Origin of the sequence: Lactococcus sp. S47 (assembly GCF_016517475.1) — a bacterium.
Lineage (GTDB): Bacteria > Bacillota > Bacilli > Lactobacillales > Streptococcaceae > Lactococcus > Lactococcus lactis.
Genome location: NZ_JACVUB010000001.1, coordinates 80646 through 96050 on the forward strand (window position 1 = coordinate 80646; position 15405 = coordinate 96050).

Here is a 15405-nt window from a genome sequence, read left to right on the forward strand (position 1 = left end):
TTTTAGGGTGATATACTATGAAAGGCTTAGTTCAGTTTTTGGAAAAATCTTATTTTGAGCAAGAAAGAGGTAGACATGATTAAGAAAAGTGTAGCAAAGAAAATAGTGATTATGTCGTTAATCTTTATTCTACTTATAGCACTTATTGGTTTCAGAAAATATTTTTATGATAAGGCAACTGATATTTCTTTTGTTAATACGAACACAACAGGACAGCTAGTTAAAAGAACGAGTGAACCTAATGGTTATTCATCTCAGCAATCAACAACAAAAAGCTCAAAAGAAATCTCTCAAGCAGTAGCTCCAGTGGAAAATACTGGAAATGCCAGTTGGCTTCAGATAGTTTCTCAAGGAACTGGTGAAAAATTTACGAATCTTTCAAGTGGAGACTTTAAAATTTATAAAGCGCATAGTCCACAAATTTTGAAAACTGCCACTTCAGCTGACAGTCCTGTAGTGAGCATGTCAGAAGTTATCAGTAAATATCCAAATAGTCTAATTATGAATGCCTCAGGGTTTAATATGACTACTGGAAAAATTACTGGTTTTCAAATTAATAATGGAAAATTATTTAAAGATTGGAATTCAGATAAAAGGGCTACAAATGCCTTTGTTTTTAATAAAAATGGTTCGTCAGATATTTATAATTCAACCACTCCAGCAAGTGAAATTTTAAAAAAGGGTGCCGAAATGAGTTTTAGCTTTGGATCAATTTTGATAAAGGACGGAAAAAGTTTACCGAGTGACGGGACAGTTAATTGGGAAATTCATTCTTTTATTGGAAACGATAAAGATAATAATATTTATCTCATTATTTCAGATACAAGTACAGGCTATCAGTCAATCATGGAAAAATTTCAAGAACTCCATTTAGAAAATGTCCAAGTAATGGATGGAGGAGGTTCAAGTCAGATGTCATTGAATGGACAAATTATCTATCCTAGTCAGGATAGTCGTTCAGTTAACGATTATATTGTCTTGAGATAGATAAGAAGGTTAGTTAAATCAGAAACTAGATAATGTAGATGGGAAATTCAGGGGAAATGATAAATAATGATTCTAAAAAACTTAAGGTTAAAGCGACTAATTTAACTAAAAAATTTGAGATGCTTGAGACAACAAGCAATAAAATGAAAACTTTATTTGGTTTAAATCGGGATAAAGGACAAGAGTTTTGGGCCTTAAGAAATGTAAGTTTTGAAGTTCATGATGGTGAAACAATCGGAATCATTGGTCTAAATGGATCTGGGAAATCTACTATTTCAACTCTAATTAGTGGAACAATGACTCCAACAACAGGTTCATTGAGTGTTAATGGAAATGTAAGTATTATTGCTTTAGGGACAGGACTTATTCCTAACCTTACAGGGAGAGAAAATATTCATGTGGTTGGTCTCATGATGGGAATGACTAAGAAAGAGATAGCAGAGAAACTTGATGATATTATCAACTTTTCAGAACTTGGACCATTTATTGACCAACCATTAAAAACTTATTCATCAGGGATGAAGGCTAAATTGAGTTTTTCAATTGCTGCTTATCAAAATCCAGATATTCTTATTATTGATGAAGTACTTTCTGTTGGAGATGGAACCTTTGGACAAAAGTCTGCAGATAAAATGTTTGAGTTTCGTAAACAAGGTAAAACAATATTACTTATTTCACACGATATGCTAGCAATCGAAAAATGGTGTGATAAAGTATTATGGTTACATTATGGAGAAGTTAAAGGATATGGACCTACAAATGAAATATTACCTCAGTATATTAATTTTGTTCAATGGTTTATTCACCTATCAGCTGAGCAGCAAGATGAATATAAAGACAGAGTCAGAGGAGAACAATTAACTTATTCCACAGAAATTTTAAAAGAGGAACTGGCTAACGAATATAATAAGAATCCAAAGAGTTATTCACGAAGAGGTCTTGAGGAACAGTTGGACTTTGTTAGAAACAATAAATTATCAATAGCTTCGAAATTATTTCTTGTTTTACTTGCTTTTATTTGTTTTATTGGTATAGCATTTTACACAAGTAGTGCTACTAGTATTAAGGCATTAGCTGACCCACGTGGTTTTTTAACTCAGAATCTTTTTAAAACCAGTCCCTCTTTTTCAGATAAACTTAATAATGAAATAATCAGTATGAGCATAAGTGCAAAGAAAAAAGAAGAGAAGAAAGCTGCTCAAAATATTCATAAATCAACGACAACTGAATCTTCTAAATTGTCAAGTGCTGAAAGTAAAGCAAAAAAAGGTTCACTTCCTTCAAATAGCAAGCAAAGCAGTACAGAGCAAATTTCTTCAAGTTCAGAAACTCAAACTTACACCGTTCAAGCAGGAGATACTTTGGGGGAAATTGCGGAAGCACACAATACAACTGTTGCGGAAATTCAAGCAATAAATCCTGGTATAGAGCTTAGCCTAATTAGTCCAGGACAAGTCATCAACCTCCCTAAAAATAAAAGCACAGAAAGTCAATAAGAGAACAGATGAAAGATTTATACCAGTATTTAAAAGAACAGATGAGTAATATGTCGTTAATCTATAATGTATCTAGGTATCAGACAAAAAGCACTCAGTTAGGAAAGTTTTTAGGAGCAACTTGGCAATATCTTGACCCTATTGTACAATTGTGCATCTATTATTTTGTGTTTATTATCATGTTTAAGAGAAAAATCTCTGGCGGTATTCCGCCAGCCCCATGGATGTTTGTTGGTCTAGGTAATTGGTTTTTTTATAGTATTTCTATCCAATCCGGTGCTGCTTCAGTCCAATCGCAACTTTCTTTATTTACACAAGTCAAATTTCCAATCAGTGTTTTACCAACCATAGAGATGTTTAAAAGATTTAATATCCTAATTTGGATGACTTTGCTAGGAATCCTCCTTGCAATAAAGCATGGGTATTATCCAAGCTTTGAGTATCTTCAATTATTTTATTATTTTTTAGCACTTTGCTTGCTTGTCATGGCTTTATCTTTATTATTTTCCACAATTGTAGTTGTATTTAGAGATTTTTTGCATATTATCAATTATATTTTTAGATTCTTACTTTATGTTTCGGGGGCAGCTCTTGATTTAACTCTAATGGATGCACTCCCGTTGCCTCTTAGACAGGGATTACGATTAGATCCTTTTATCTATGTAATGGAAGGTTTTCGAGATGCTATTTTCCATCGTGGCTGGTTCTGGCAAAAACCAGGGTATGCTTTAGTCTTTTGGTGCTTTACCTTGGGGGTATTAATCGTTGCAGCACATTTACATATGAAACTTCGTAATCAGTTTATGGATTATGTCTGAAAGAGCAGAATAATGGATAAAAATAAATTACAAAAAGAATTTGAAACCTATAATTATTTAGACAATCAAAAGTGGAAAGAAGAAATTCCCAGTTATAAAGTTTTTAAATCTGACACTATATTTGAAGAGATTAAAGTTTCAGTTGTCATCGCGAATTATAATAATGAACCTTATTTAGAAAAGATGATGAACGCGTTAGTAAATCAGACAATTGGAATTGAGACACTTCAGATTATTTTTGTAGATGATTGTTCGACGGATAATTCTAAGGAAGTTATAGAAGGCTATTTGGCTAAGTATCCTAATATTGAATTTTACCAATTTGACAGAAACACAGGCGGAGCTCATACCCCAAGAAATTTAGGTATTTTAAAAGCGCGTGGAAAATATTTGGCTATTTTAGATGCTGATGATTGGTATGAATTGGATGCCTTAAAATCGATGTCAGATTTATTGGATGAGTCTCAAGATAAGATGGTAGTTGGTGGAATTGTTCAGGTTAATGATCATCATGTTTCGGCAAAAAGTATTGCTTATTATGCAGAAGGTAAACAAATCAATCGAAACATTCAAGATTTACCATACGAATTTTATGAATTTCTAGGACCACAAGGAATTATGGTACTTACAAGTTTAGTATTAGAAAATCGACTTCATTTCGTCAATCAGCGGGTCGCTGATGATGTCTTGTTTTTCTACCAATGTTTGAGAATATCCAATAAAATTTCACAACTTCCCCAAAAAACAACTTATCTTAATCGGATTTCTGAAAATGACAGTCTTAGTAAAACAATCAATAAAGATTTTATGATTTCATGGTTAAGAGCTTTAGCATTTGTTAATCAAAATTTTCCTAATGATATTTCAAAAGAAAGATTTTTAGCTCGTCGCTTAGATTGGCTAGTTCTTGATTTTGCATTACGAAGAAATATAGGTTATAAATTTGGAATTGAAAGGTTGAAAGATTTCAAAAATTCTTTAGATAAATATTTGGGAGACCTAACATTTAATCCTCAAAAGTATTTTAAGGAGGAAGCAAGGAAAATTGCTTGGTCTGATTTGCGACAAAGACATTTTTTACATCTTTATTTATTTGTAAATTGGCATTCACATCGCGAAAGTTTAAAAATAAAGAAAAAAATAAATAATCTTTATTATTTTGTGTTTCCTGGGAATATATTACCTAAAATACCCATCAATGTAAGAGCTTCTGCTTATAAAATGCATATTGAAAATAATTTTAGTGTTTTTGAGATAGAAGTTTTGACTAATGAAGAAATCAATAACTTTGAATTTCATGCGGTGAATGACCCATTTAAATCTATAAAAGCACAAGAAGTCATAAAAAAGGATAATAAATTCATTGTAAAATTTGCTAGAAAAGAACTAGAAAACTTATCAGAAAACTACGGATTACACGTTATTTCAAATATTTATCATGACCATATTGTTGAGATATCTAAAGTAACTAATAAAAATACTAATGTCATTTAATTACTCAGAGAGGAGAAAAAGTGGAAGAAAAATTAAGGGAAGAGTTTAAAACTTATAACTTTTATTTAAATGATCATTCATGGAAAGAAAAATTACCTAGTGTCACTGTAGAAAAATCTGAAAGAATTGGGAATCGCCCTAAAATATCAGTTATTATAGCCAACTATAATAATTCTCCTTATCTTGAAAGAATGATGAACTCATTAGTTAATCAATCTATAGGAATTGAAAATTTACAAATTCTTTTTGTAGATGATCGTTCAACAGATGATTCAGTTGATAAAGTTCAAACATTCATGAAAAAATATCCAAATATTGAGCTGTATGTTCTTGATGAAAATACGGGAGGTGCTCACGGTCCACGTAATGTTGGGCTCCTTTATGCAAAAGGTGAGTATCTGGTTATTTTAGACGCGGATGATTGGTATGCTCAAAAGGGGCTTGAAATTTTTTATCATTCTTTAGAAAAATCTGGAGATGATCTGGTATTTGGAGGAGTTGTACGTAGTAAAAACGGACAGTTAGAATTAATGACAAGGGCTTATAATGCTCAAAAAAGTGAAAATTTGCCAATTTCTGAACTGCCTTATGATTTTTATAACTGGCTTGGACCTCAAGGAAACATGATTAGACATTCTTTGATTAAAGAGCATAACTTACATTTTATTGACCAACGTGTAGCAGATGATGTAAATTTTTTCTATCAAGCTCTCCTCTTTTCCAAAAAAATATCTCAAGTTCCAGAAATTACGACATATGTTAATCGAGATGACGATAATTTGTCGCTCAGTAGGAACATTAATGAAAATTTTTTAATTTCATGGCTTCGCGCCCTATCTTATTTGATAGAAACATATAACGATGTCGAGGATATTCAACGATTTATTACGAGACGTTTAGAATGGATATTAGTTGATTTTACACTTCGTTGGGATACCAATTTTGGACTTAATGTGAATTCTATTCAAAAATTACGAAGATTGATTGAGCTTTATTTATCAGATTTAGGTTTTGATCCCAATCTGTATTTTAGTTTAGATGTTTATCGATATATTTGGGAATATTTAAAAACAAAGAATGATGAGAAACTTTTAAGATTTGTGGGTTGGCACACGCTTCCTTCAATTGATAAATCTCTTAAAAAAGTTGGTAATTTATACTATTTTATTTCTGAGGAGAAGGACTTACCCTGGATAAATCAGCCCCTTGTAAAGGGTAGAGAAATAATTACTGATGAAACAGGAATATATTTGAGATTTGATTATTATGTTCCTGAATCTATAAATTATGTTGAATTACGAAATGACGACAATCTTAATCACGTTTTCCGTAAAAAAGTGATTCATCTATCGGGTGTAACTTATGAATTGCAAATTACACCCGAAGAATTTAATGGTTTGTCAGCTGGAATACATAGACTTTACATCATACTGAAAAGTCAAATTGAACATTTGGTAGCAATTGATAAATTACAAGTTTATTGTACTGACGGGGCTTTGCTGTCAGAGAAGTTTGGCGTTGTCAATTTATACAAGCCAGTTTCTGATCATCAGTTTGTACTAGCTTTTAAAGCTCTTCCAGAAAAATATCTTGGACAGTTTATTCAAATTCAATCAGTTTTGAATAATGAAGGAAGTTATGAATATAGCTTGCCAGATGGAGAAATTATTTCGCAAGAAAATTATCAAAATTCAATAATTCCATTTCCTGAAGATTTTAAAATATCAATGAAAGAATATGCTCTCAAAGCAGGAGTTTATAAACTTAAAAAAGAAATGCTTTTTTATAGCGATAAAAATGAACGTCAGCAATTTCTTAGCAAGGGTTATCTTGTTACAGTAACTCACATTTGGTTTACTGGTGAAAAAGAGATGATATTGAACACATCTGCAGGCCAGTTGGTTTTTGATAAAGAAGCATTGATTCTTGTTAAAGAACCTGTTGAGATTATTACACTAAAAAATATTTATTCATATATAGAACCTATATTTAATAAACAAAATAAGAAAAAGCATTATCTAAAAGGGACCAGAATAGTAGTAAAATCTCTTGTTTTTAATGAGCACTTTAGAGTGAGATTATTGACCAATGATGGAACTTATATTACAGAGAAGCCAGAATTTGTGGCTTTCTCAGAGAATATCGGTGATAAGGAAATTAAAAAAATGACGATTTTACAAGCGATTCGTCAAAGAAGGGGGAAGTCATGAAAAAAATATTTGATACTTTATATGTTAAAGATGTCAAAATATCTGAATCAAAACTCCAAATTGAATTAGAAAATATTGTGAAAATAGATGACTTGTTTTGGTCAAAAAATTCACTGACCCCGTCTTTTAAGGTTGCAGAAAATAGCTTTGAAATTTCAGGGAAAGTGATCACAATTTTTGTCAAAGATAATGAAATAGAACCATTTATTCGTTATTATCTAATTGCAAAAATAGATGGGGTTGTCTGGCGTTTTTATAAAAGAAACTATGAGCAATATCCACGGGCAGTTCGTTATTATGATTTAGGTATCGGTTCGCAGGGTGATCTACATAAAGTGATCTATATTAATGATTTTGGCAATATCGGTTTTAAAATAGTTCCACAAATTATTTTGGATACTTTTGATAGAAGGCTTCCAATTAATGTTGAACTTACTGACATCAGTACTGAGTTCTCCAGTATAGATATAAAAGTGAGTCTTGAGTGGCCAAATGAGTTATGGAAGGCAGAAGGAAAAGTCGTTCCTTTTATTACTGAACTCAATTCCTCAACAGATGATAAAATCTATGCCGTTGAATCTGTTTCTAAGATTAAGGAAAAAGAAGGTAAAATTAATGCTAAGTTTAGTGGATTATCAAGCCTCAGAAAAGATAAGGATTATGCTTTTGGTATTGAGATAGAGATAAAAAATTATCGATACAGTTTATTAACAACTCGGGTAAGTAAAAAGCTCTTTTATAATTTTTACCCTTTTTTTAGAGATATTAATCTTATACCAGAAGATACTATTGAGTTTAAATTTACAAGGAATACGGCAATTACTATATGTCGAAAAATATCATTTATTGAAACGGGCATGTCACCAACTTTTGCAAATGAATTCGAGAGTGTAAAGTTTTTGAGCAGAGTTGAAAAGGAATATCTTGATGAAGCTTATAAAACGTTAGAAAATGAATGGATTAAGCAGGCGGCATATCATAACTTTTTAGGAAGAGGAAATAAATGACTGAATACTTTGAAGTGGACGCTGAAAAAGATTTGAAGTCGATGGATACTTTTTTGGAGGATTGGAAATATTATGAGTTCCTAAAAAATTTAGCTTTAAATAACAAGTCAATTGTTGGTTACCGTGATCATAAATATACGGTTCAAAAAAATACTGAAATTGATTTGGGAATGGAGAAGTACAAAAATATTCATTATAATATTGAACTTCCTATAGAAAATGAACAATATCTTTCCAACAAACTGATTGTATTTTTTATGCCTGCTGATCGAATGATTTCAACACAAGCCAAACTTCGGATGTTTGGTAATTCACCTTGGGAATCATTAGCAAGTTCTATTGCTAAAAACACTTATATTTTAAGAATTGCGGATAGCAACTTAATTTCAGGCTCTTATTACCAAAATACGATTAATTTTCTAAATTATGAAACTAGCATTCAACAACTTATTCAAAATACTGCTTATAAATATAATATTTCATCTGGAAATATAGTAATGTATGGAAATTCAAGAGGCGGGACAGGAGCTCTTTATCATGGCTTGTTAGGCAACTATAAAGTTGTTGCAATCGATCCAGTTATCGATCGTAGAGCTTGGGTTGAGGTAAAGGATGTTCAACATATGTTTGACCTTGTTGATTATAATTTTGCACCAAAAATTAATAGGCTTTTAGAGAAAACAACTTTAAGTCCCGAAAAGATAAAAATTCTCTGTTCAGATACTGCGTTTATTACTTACCCTTTTGTGAAACAATTAAATCTTTCAAAAATAAATCTCTTAAATTTGAACTTAACTATTCCTCATGTGGTAGATCCATTTACAAGTCATGCAGCACTTATTGGGAAGACTGTACCTTTTCAACTTTCTTTAATTAATCAATTTCTTTATGAGGAAGATATAAGTATTGAAAAAAGTCTTATTTTATTTAATGTTGATGATTGGGATGTTCTGTTACCTTGGACTTCGCCCTATTTTACAATGCACTTTAAAGATTACGGAATAGAAGTCATTAGAAATTCAAAGCTTCTGGGTAAGGATAATATCTGGTTGAATTTTATGATTAAGTCAAGAATGATTTTCAATAAAAAATATACTATTGAAATAATAACTGATGAATCTACCTTATCGTTAGAAAATAGCTTATTTATTCATTCAGAAAATAAATATAAAAATATTGATTTAAAAAGAACAAATGAGAATGGTGAAGTTGTATGGAAGAGCAAATTTACTGCAGACTATTCTTTTGAATTTTTAGGCTTAAACGCGGAAGCAGTTGCTAGAAATAATTCAATAATTATACGGTCAATTAAAATATTTTGTGAAGATAGATAATTTTAAAGTTATAAATGATAGAAGGAAAACAATGAATAAAAAAATAGTCAATTGCATTATTCCAGTTTACAATGTTGGACGATATTTAGTGGATGCTGTTGATAGTATTACTCACCAAACGATTGGTTTTGATAATATCAATTTAGTGATTATAAATGATGGAAGCACTGATAACTCGCAAGAAGTGATAGAGAGTTTACGTTTTTTGTATCCAAGCATTGTTGTCATTACTCAAGAAAATCAGGGAGTATCTGCTGCACGAAATGCGGGTCTAGATTTTTGTTTTGAAAATTTTTCAGCACCCTATACTTGTTTTATTGATGGGGATGATAAATATGATCCGAATCATTTGGAAACTTTGATTGATTTTTTTAAACAGTATGAAAAAAAGGATGAAGAATCCGAAATACTGGACGAACAAGTTATTCCTGATGCGGTATTTATTCCAATTCGTACATTTGAAAAACAAGAAGGACTTCATTATTCTTACAGTGCTGTGGATAGAGGGAAAAGTGGAATTCTTGATATGAGCAAGTCTTTTGCTTTCTTTTCACACGTTAATTCTGGATTATTTGTCTCTCAAGCTTTGGAAGTGGTGCGATTTAATGAGGAGATGACCATCTCTGAAGATGCTGATTTTATTTTGAAAATCATTAATAAAAAACATATTGTAGGCTGGTATAATGATAATCTTTATTACTATCTTCGTAAAAGATTAGATGAATCAAGTACCATTGATAATGCAGAGAATAATTCTGATTTTTATGATCGAATCTCTTATTATAAGCAAGAATTTGAAGAATTTGTGCAGAAATTAGGGCAAGTTCCTCGAGAAAATCAAGTTAGTCGCTTATATGATTTACACTGGTTTAAATCAAATGTGCCAAGCAATAATGAAAATAATTTTGATTTAGATGTAGCCTTAGAAAATATTAGATATATTTTGCAACAAGTCGATGATGATTTGCTTGAACAAAAATATATTCCTTATTGGTATCAAATTTATTTTAAGTCTTTAAAATATGGACGGATATATTTGAGAAATGTGGTTAATGAGATAGAACCACGTTTTCAGATTGCTGATGAAGTGATTGAAAATCTTGATGGGAATACACAAATTAATTGGATAAATCAAAGAGAAAAGCAACTACAAATTAGAGGTTTTTATGTTCGACCAATGATTAATGAAGTGAAATTAGTTGCTAAATATAGAGGAGAGTTCATTGAAGGAGTTCTCAATAAATCTAAACATGATGACTTGAAATATTATTTAGGACGAGAAATATTTCCAGCTGTTGATTTTGAATTTAATATTAATTTGGCTGGGATGCTTAATCAGGAACTTCAAAGTATTGAGTTTTATTTTAAGTATCAAGATAAGTATGCGGCTGCTCATATAGTACATGGTTGGAACTCAAGATTTTATTGGAAGAATGATTTCTTTATTGGAGAAGAAGCTATCATTAAAAAATCATGGTCCAGTCACGCGCTTGTAGTTGAAAAATTGACCAAACATAGTTTAAACACTACCGTCCTTAGTCGAAAGAAAAACTATAAAGATGATTTTTTATTTGAACGTTATGTTGACTATTTTGAAAGTTATCGAAACAAAAGAATTTGGCTTTTTATAGACCGTCCAACAACAATTGGTGATAACGCAGAGGCTTTATTTAGATATTGTGCGAATAGAGAAGACGGTATTGAAAAATTTATGATTATTCCTGATGAAACTTATTATCATAATTTTGAAGGAGTAAGTGCTAATATCATCATTTATGGTTCTTTTGAATATAAATTTTTATTGATGTTTGCTGAAAAAGTTATTTCATCAACAACTTTTTGGGAATGGGTAAATATTGACACTAATATTCCTAAATATGAATTTAAATTGATTGTTCAGGCACTTTCAAATGCTCAAGAAGTCTTCTTGCAACATGGAATCATCAGAAAGACTTCATTTTCAGATTGGTATTTAAATAGTTCGAGTAAAAACTTTGATTTTATGGTCACTTCTACAGAAAAAGAGTATGAGCTAATGCGTTCAGAAAATACTGGATTTAAAGAAAAGCAAGTTCGATTGACAGGTTTACCAAGATTTGACTTGTTAAAAAATAATTCAGAAAGTATGATAACTTTTTTACCTACTTGGCGAATTCAATATTCCAAGGATGACGGGTCTTATGACAAACATTTTAGGGAGTCTGATTTCTTTAAATCAATCAATGAATTTTTAAATGATGAAAAGTTACTTGAATTACTTAGAAAAAATAATTATCGCTTTATTTTCAAGGCCCATCCAAAGTTCTTTGTACAAATAGAGGATTTTGATATTCCAGAAGAAATAGAGATTGTAAGTACAGAGCTTTCTTATAATGAAATTTACGAAAAATCAGCAATTCTAATTACGGATTACTCCTCTGCTGTCGTGGATTTTGCCTATTTGAAAAAACCTATTATTTATTATCATTCTATAAAAGAGGAAGCTGAGGAAAACCCAGAATATTTTTCATATGAAAGCGATGGTTTTGGTGAGATTTGTCTTTCTATAGAATCGGTTATTAATAAAGTTCAAAATTATATTGATAATGATTGCTTAATGGAAGAAGAATATGTGAAAAGGGTTGATAGTTTCTTTAAATATACAGATAAAAATAATTCCGAACGAGTCTATGAGGAAATTTTGAGACTTCCCATACCGAATAAGAATAAAATTATTTAAAACTTCGAGATAAGGAGATAAGATGAGTTATGAATTAACAAGCTGTAAGGTTTTTGCTGATAATTATGAAAGTTGGGCGGGAAGAAGTACTCACGATTGGTTTATCCAAGGTGAAACTAAAGTTCAAGTTTTAGAAAATGGTGTCATTTTACCGATAAAATCAGAGGCTAATTTTTCTGCTTGGTCTGGTGGTGTCACGGATAATTTAGGAAATTTTATTGCAGATCACATCAGGACTAGAAGGGAATCTGATGAAACTGGTCAAGTGGATAAGGGGTACAATTTATCAGATAAACCAAAAATTATAGAAGAAAAAGTCGTTTACTGTGGCGTGGCTCATCCACATTTTGGACATTTTCTTACAGAGTCGCTCGGAAGGTTGTGGTGGTTTTTAGAAAATCCTGATCCAAATATCAAATATGCTTTTATCGCTCCGAATGATGAAATTAAATATCTTGATTTCTTAATGATGTTAGGTTTGAAAAAAGAACAAATCACTTTAATTAAGGAACCAACGTGTTTTAGTGAAGTTATCATTCCAGAACAGTCAACGATTGCTTATGATGGCTTCAAAGATAAAGCGATGAAAATTTATGATGCAATCCGTGATAGTGTTGAACCAAAGACGTTTGACAAGGTCTATCTGACAAGGACAGCGCTACCTAAGAATTTTTCTGATGGAATCACGGTAAATGAGGATTATTTTGAAGCCTTTTATCGTTCTCAAGGCTATGAAATCATCTCGCCAGAAAAGTACTCAATTAGAGAGCAAGTGGCAATTATGGCAGGAGCAAAAGAAGTTGCTTGTGTTTACGGTACTGCTGGGCATCTTATTTTATTTAGCCATGATCATGTGAAAATCACAGTACTGAATCGTTTTTCAGAAGGTTTTGCTATTCAATTTTGGATGAATCAGGCTAGGCGAGCAAAATCTGTTTGGGTGGATATATCTATGAATTTCCTTCCGCATACTCACTTTCTTTCTTGCTATTTGTTGCTGCCAACGGTGCAATGGGAGGAATATTTGAAAGATGATGGTATTAAACTTCCTTGGGATAGTTCACTTAATTTGAAAGAATCGGTCTTTGAATATATTGAGGAATGGACAAGGTTAGTTGCCTTATTTGCCAAAAAACATCCTAAATTTTTAGAAACAAGGTATCGTTCATTTACTTTTTCAAATTTTGTAGAGGTATTTTCTAAACTCATTAGAGAGCCGATAAATAGTGAAACTAAAAACTCATTAGAAAATATATTTAAGAAAAATAAATGAATTGAGTTGAGTTAGAAAGGGATAGAGCATGAAAAATCGAGTGGCGATTATTGGTTCAGACTTATCAAGAGAACTTTTTGATAAAAGTAAATCTAATTTTGAAGTTGTACTTTATCGAAAAAATCTTTCACTTATTTCACTTATGGCAAAAGCAGTTGATTACAATTTTAATCAAATAGATAAGGAAATAAGCTTTGAAAAAGCTGAACAAATATTGGATGAATTAGACAAAGAAACTTTAAGCAGTTTAATTGTTGCGCAGCCAGACCTATTATTATTGGATTTTTATAGTGATGTCTTTCATGGGGTGGTGGAGACACAAGACCAAAGTTTCTTGACAAGTTCCTCTGAAAATATGGCAGAAGTTTATTCTTTTTCTCATATTAAAATAAAAAGGATTTTGAATTCCAATCATTCGGTTCAAGAATTTATCAACTATTCTTCGCTTTGGTGTAAGGCTTTTAATCTTTTTATTGAATTTGTTCAAAAATATTTACCAAATACAGTTATTTTGATTAATAGCATTGAATTTTTCAAAGAGATAGGGTTTAACAGCAATATGAGTCAAGTTTGGCAGAGGTTTAATGAATATGCACACAAAAAGGGACTTCCAGTAATCCATGATTCAACAGAAATTTCTCAATATCTAAGAAAAGAGGAAACTGAAATTTCAGAAGCTTCTCTCAAGTACAATCTAATCAGAAATGCAAGTTTTAGTGAGGGGAAGAAGTATTGGCGAGATGATTCTAATGAATATTTTGTAGAAAATGGCATATTAGAAATCGAAAGAACAAGTATGGATGGATTTTCTATTTTACATAGTTCTCCTATTCAGATTTCAAATAGTGATCAAAAAGCTCAAAAATTAGAAATTTCGGTGGAGGTTTGGGTTGAAAACTTATTTAGCCTTCATTTAAATGATGCCTTTTTCTATGTTTGGACTTATGATGATAAGGTGAGTAGAGAACTTCAAGAAGTTAAGATTTATTCTTCAAAGTTAGAAAATCTTAGTTCAGGGAAGTGGAAGCATATAAAAATTGAATTATATTGTAAAGGTAGATATTTGGAATTAGGCCCACATATGGTGGGAGCGGGACATTTTCGATATCGAAATTTATCATTAACACTGAAAAAGTAAATATAAAAAAAGAGAACTTTAAATGGATAAAGAAAAAGTAATTTTAGTTGCTGGAACATTTGATATCTTGCATGAGAGTCATGTTAATATGCTAAGAAATGCTAAAAATCTTGGAAGTAAGTTAATTGTAATGCTATCAACAGATGAATTTAATGCTGCCAAAGGAAAGAAATCTTTTCAAGAATATGATACGAGAAAATATGTTTTAGAATCTATTCGTTATGTGGATTTGGTTGTACCAGAGCAGTCTTGGAATGATAAAAGTCTTTATATTGATATGTTCGATGTTGATATTTTTGCCATGGGGGATGATTGGAAAGGAAAATTTGATTTTCTTAAAGAAGAATTCCCTAATTTAAAAATTATGTATTTTCCTCGAGGAAAAGTTTCTTCTTCAAATATTAAGCAAGAGATTGGGAGACTTTATTCAAGCGATGATGTAGGCCTCTCAAAAGAAAAGGAAAGTGAACACTAGTATAAATTTAATGAATGATATAACTCTCATTTTTTCTAAGCTTGGTTTTTTATTGAGTCCACTAAACTTACTTAAAATATTCCGGCAATTTGAAAAAATAATGAAAAAACCGAAAGTTGATTATCCTAAATCAAAAAAGGGTGAAGATTTATTTTTGAAAATGGATGAAGATGTTTTTAAATTTGATAAAAATAAGTTTACTAAATTTACAGCTTTACCTAGAGAAGCAAACCTAGTCATAATTTCAACAACTGCTTATCTTAATTGTCTTAAACTTTTTGGAACTTCAATAGATACAGAAATTAACCAATTTTTAAAAATAGTCGGTAAAGAGAAAGACTTGAATAAATTATCAAGAATGATTGAAGAGATATCAGGTTCTTTCTCAACAAATCTATCGATGAAAGAATTAAGAGTAATTATTCGAAAGAAAATCATGTGAAAAGAAAGGAGA

12 protein-coding genes are annotated in these 15405 nt (G+C 31.0%); all 12 read left to right on the forward strand.

Going from position 1 to position 15405, the window contains the following annotated elements; genetic code table 11:
* The first annotated feature begins 75 nt into the window (after positions 1-75).
* The 12 genes from IAE52_RS00385 (at position 76) to IAE52_RS00440 (ending at position 15393) form a co-directional block, all read left to right on the forward strand.
* Entirely contained in the window at positions 76-987 is a 912-nt protein-coding gene (locus IAE52_RS00385) for a phosphodiester glycosidase family protein (RefSeq protein ID WP_058212004.1), read from the forward strand.
* A gap of 56 nt (positions 988-1043) precedes the next feature.
* Entirely contained in the window at positions 1044-2483 is a 1440-nt protein-coding gene (locus tag IAE52_RS00390; protein WP_109991410.1) for an ATP-binding cassette domain-containing protein, read from the forward strand.
* An 8-nt stretch (positions 2484-2491) separates the two neighbouring features.
* On the forward strand, positions 2492-3301 hold the full coding sequence (locus tag IAE52_RS00395) for an ABC transporter permease (RefSeq protein ID WP_058220060.1): 810 nt from the start codon (positions 2492-2494) through the stop codon (positions 3299-3301).
* A 12-nt stretch (positions 3302-3313) separates the two neighbouring features.
* A complete protein-coding gene (locus IAE52_RS00400) occupies positions 3314-4795 on the forward strand; it encodes a glycosyltransferase family 2 protein (protein ID WP_109990775.1) in 1482 nt (493 codons plus the stop codon).
* Positions 4796-4815: 20 nt separating this feature from the next.
* Positions 4816-7005: a glycosyltransferase family 2 protein gene (locus tag IAE52_RS00405; protein ID WP_162551432.1), complete on the forward strand. Its 2190-nt coding sequence runs from the start codon at positions 4816-4818 to the stop codon at positions 7003-7005.
* Complete coding sequence (locus IAE52_RS00410) at positions 7002-8012, forward strand: hypothetical protein (RefSeq protein WP_109990777.1); 1011 nt, start codon at positions 7002-7004, stop codon at positions 8010-8012. The genes IAE52_RS00405 and IAE52_RS00410 overlap by 4 nt, the downstream gene beginning before the upstream one ends.
* Positions 8009-9346 (forward strand): XcbB/CpsF family capsular polysaccharide biosynthesis protein, encoded by a 1338-nt coding sequence (locus IAE52_RS00415; protein WP_058212001.1) that lies wholly within the window; start codon positions 8009-8011, stop codon positions 9344-9346. Before IAE52_RS00410 ends, IAE52_RS00415 begins: the two co-directional genes overlap by 4 nt.
* Before the next feature lie 31 nt (positions 9347-9377).
* Positions 9378-12065, forward strand: a complete 2688-nt coding sequence (locus IAE52_RS00420) for a CDP-glycerol glycerophosphotransferase family protein (RefSeq protein ID WP_109990779.1) — start codon at positions 9378-9380, stop codon at positions 12063-12065.
* 22 nt (positions 12066-12087) lie between these two features.
* Entirely contained in the window at positions 12088-13338 is a 1251-nt protein-coding gene (locus tag IAE52_RS00425; RefSeq protein WP_200136624.1) for a DUF563 domain-containing protein, read from the forward strand.
* Between the two features lie 28 nt (positions 13339-13366).
* Positions 13367-14476, forward strand: a complete 1110-nt coding sequence (locus IAE52_RS00430) for a DUF6270 domain-containing protein (protein ID WP_109990781.1) — start codon at positions 13367-13369, stop codon at positions 14474-14476.
* Between the two features lie 22 nt (positions 14477-14498).
* Complete coding sequence (gene tagD, locus IAE52_RS00435; protein ID WP_033900073.1) at positions 14499-14951, forward strand: glycerol-3-phosphate cytidylyltransferase; 453 nt, start codon at positions 14499-14501, stop codon at positions 14949-14951.
* Between the two features lie 100 nt (positions 14952-15051).
* Positions 15052-15393, forward strand: coding sequence for a hypothetical protein (locus tag IAE52_RS00440; RefSeq protein WP_230584895.1), 342 nt, complete (start codon positions 15052-15054; stop codon positions 15391-15393).
* Positions 15394-15405 lie beyond the last annotated feature (12 nt).